Origin of the sequence: Actinotalea sp. (assembly GCF_035443605.1) — a bacterium.
Classification (GTDB): Bacteria; Actinomycetota; Actinomycetes; order Actinomycetales; family Cellulomonadaceae; genus Actinotalea.
The window spans coordinates 1-3004 of sequence record NZ_DAORSQ010000146.1 but is presented as its reverse complement, the minus strand read 5'-3'; the positions used below and the strand labels follow the sequence as shown (position 1 = coordinate 3004).

Genomic DNA, 3004 nt, shown 5'->3' with positions numbered 1-3004 from the left:
CCGTCGTCGGCCCATCGCAGCTGCGCATCGTTGGCGAGGCTCCCGCCGCCGAGCACCACGGCGAGCTCCCACCACAGCGGGTCCTGCGCCTCGACGGGCCGGTCGTCGGTGAGCACGGCACCCTCGGGCACGTAGCCGACCCCCTCGAGGCGCACCTCGCCCGAGGCGGTGACGACGCGCTGCACCGTCATCGCGTTCTGGGTCAGCGTCCCGGTCTTGTCCGTGCAGACCACCGATGCCGAGCCCAGCGTCTCGACCGAGGACAGCGACGTGACGATCGCGTGCCGCCTCGCCATCCGCTGCACGCCGAGCGCGAGCACCACCGAGAGGATGGCCGGCAGACCCTCCGGCACCGCGGCGACGGCGAGCGAGACGCCCAGCAGCAGCACGGTGACCGCGTCGTCGAGCGTGCGCACGTGCGAGGTGAGCAGCACCGTCCCGACCACCACCACGGCCACCACGAGCACGGCGAGCCCGAGCACCCGCCCCACGCGCGCGATCTCGCGCTGCAGCGGGGTCTGCTCGGCCACCGTCCGGTCCAGCAGCGCGGCGATCCGCCCCGTCTGCGAGGCCATCCCGGTCGCCGTGACCACCGCGCGACCCGTCCCGCGCACGACGGCCGTCCCGGCGAAGACCATCGAGCGGCGGTCGCCGAGCGGAGCCGGCGCGGCCAGGGCAGCGGGTCGCTTGGCCGAGGGCTCGCTCTCGCCGGTGAGGGTCGCCTCCGCGACGGACAGCGCAGCGGCGACGACGAGCCGCGCGTCCGCCGCGACCGTGTCCCCCTCCGCGAGCGCCAGCAGGTCTCCGACGACGACGTCGCGCGCCGCGACCACCTGCAGCCGGCCGTCGCGGACCACCGAGGCGCTCGCGGCGCTCATGGCCGCCAGCGAGGCGACCGCGTCCTGCGCACGCCGCTCCTGGACGTACCCGAGCACCGCGTTCATGACGACGATCGCGAGGATGACGATCGCGTCCACGGGCGCGCCACCGCCGCCCTCGACGGCCCAGGCCGCGACCGACACCGCGACGGCGACGAGCAGCAGCACGACGAGCGGGTCGCGCACCTGGACGAGCAGCCGGCGCCACAGCGGCACCTCCGGTGCGGACCGCAGCGCGTTGGGACCGCCGGCCGCCAGGCGTCGCGCGGCCTCCGCGGTGGTCAGGCCCGCGACCGGGTCGACGTCGAGGCGTCGCGCGACGTCGTCGGCCTCGAGCGTCGAGGGGTCGGCAGGCAGCGCGCCGGGCGAGGGCGCGGCGACCCGTCCGGCAGCGTCGTCGGTGCCGTGCTGCGGGCTGGGCATGACCCCATCGTCGTCCCGCGCGGCACCGCCGGACCGGGACGGACGGGCCGGGACGCCCGCGGGCAGCGACTAGCCTGCAGCGGTGAGCGTGCTGGCAGACCTGCGGGTGGTGGCCGTCCACCGCGACTTCCGCAAGCTCTTCGCGGTGCGCCTGGTGTCCCAGGCCGGTGACGGGATGTTCCAGGCGGGCCTGGCGACCCTCTTCTTCTTCTCCCCGGAGCGGATGGCCACGGCGGCCGACGTCGCCGCCGCGTTCGCCGTCCTGCTGCTCCCGTTCACGGTGGTCGGCCCCTTCGCCGGCCCGCTGCTGGACCGGTGGCGCCGCCGCCAGGTGCTGCTGCTCGGCAACGCCCTGCGGGTGCTGCTCGCGCTGACCCTCGCGGTGCTCATGGTGACCGTCGGGGTGGGCCCGGCCGTCTACGTGCTCGCCCTCGTGACGCTCGGCGTCAACCGCTTCCTCCTCTCCGCGCTGTCCGCCGGCCTGCCGCACGTCGTCCCGCGCGACCAGCTGCTCCTGGCCAACGCCATCACCCCGACCCTCGGCGCGGTCGCCGCCGTCGTCGGCGCAGGGCTGGGGTTCCTGGCCGGCAGGGTGGTCCCTGCCGGCGCGGTGCACGACGGCGTCGTGCTCACCGGTGCTGCGGCGCTCTTCGGCGCAGCGTCGGCGCTGGCGCTGCGGCTGGGTCGCGACCAGCTGGGGCCGGACGGCCGCACGGCCGCAGGGTCGATCGGCGCCGAGCTGCGCTCCGCCGCGAGCGCGACGGTCCGCGAGCTGGCGGACGGCGCCCGCTACCTCGTCGCGCGGCGCACCCCGGGCGCGGCGCTCGGGGTCATGGCGCTGCACCGCCTGCTCTACGGCGCCAACTTCATCGCGCTCATCCTCATCTCGCGCAACCTGCTGAGCGACCCGGCCGACGCCGACGCGGGCCTGGCGACGTTCGGCCTGCTCACCGGGATCTCGTTCGTCGGCAACGGCCTCGCCATGGTGCTCACCCCGCTGGCGCACGAGCGGGTCAGCCCCGCGCGCTGGATCGCGCTGTGCCTGGGGCTCGGGGCCGTGAGCCAGCTGGTCCTCGCCACGACGCCGTCGTTCCCGGTGGTCGCCACGGCGGCGGCACTCCTGGGGCTCAGCGTGCAGGGCTCGAAGATCGCCGTCGACACGATCGTCCAGCGGGACACGCACGACGCGTACCGCGGCCGCGCGTTCGCGCTCTACGACGTGCTCTACAACGCCGCGTTCGTGGGAGCTGCGGCCATCGCGGCGACCGTGCTGCCCGACGCCGGCTGGTCGCGGCCGGTGGTGCTCGGCCTCGCGGCGGCCTACGCGCTCGGTGCGGTCGCCTACCGGCTGGTGCCGGCCGAGCCCGTCGAGCTCGTCTGGCCGGCGGGGGCCGCGGGACCGGCAGGTCCTACGGCTCCGACGGCAGGTTGACCGCGGCCCAGTCGCGCAGCGCCTGCTCGACGACGGCGGGCTCCTGCGGGCCGTGCTCCATCCGCAGCTCGAGCAGGTGCCGGTACGCGGCGCCCACCTGGGGTCCCGGCGCGATGCCGAGGATCGCCATGATCTGCTGCCCGTCGAGGTCGGGCCGGATGGCCGCGAGCTCCTCGTGCTCACGCAGCTCGGCGATCCGACGCTCGAGGTCGTCGTAGGCGAAGGAGAGGCGGTCGGCCTCGCGCAGCACGGGTACGACCAGGCCTTTGCC

General features: G+C 75.8%; 2 protein-coding genes and 1 pseudogene. 1 reads left to right on the top strand and 2 read right to left on the bottom strand.

What is annotated here, in order from left to right; all coding sequences use genetic code 11:
• Positions 1 to 1301: HAD-IC family P-type ATPase (locus PKY62_RS12140; protein WP_324537319.1), on the bottom strand; the 1301-nt coding region annotated here is incomplete at its 3' end.
• A gap of 82 nt (positions 1302 to 1383) precedes the next feature.
• Between PKY62_RS12140 and PKY62_RS12135 the strand changes: the two genes are divergently transcribed.
• Positions 1384 to 2733, top strand: a complete 1350-nt coding sequence (locus PKY62_RS12135; RefSeq protein WP_324537317.1) for an MFS transporter — start codon at positions 1384 to 1386, stop codon at positions 2731 to 2733.
• Here PKY62_RS12135 and PKY62_RS12130 read toward each other — a convergent pair.
• Positions 2711 to 3004, bottom strand: a pseudogene (locus tag PKY62_RS12130) (CCA tRNA nucleotidyltransferase); the annotation flags it as partial. The gene PKY62_RS12135 and the pseudogene PKY62_RS12130 overlap by 23 nt on opposite strands.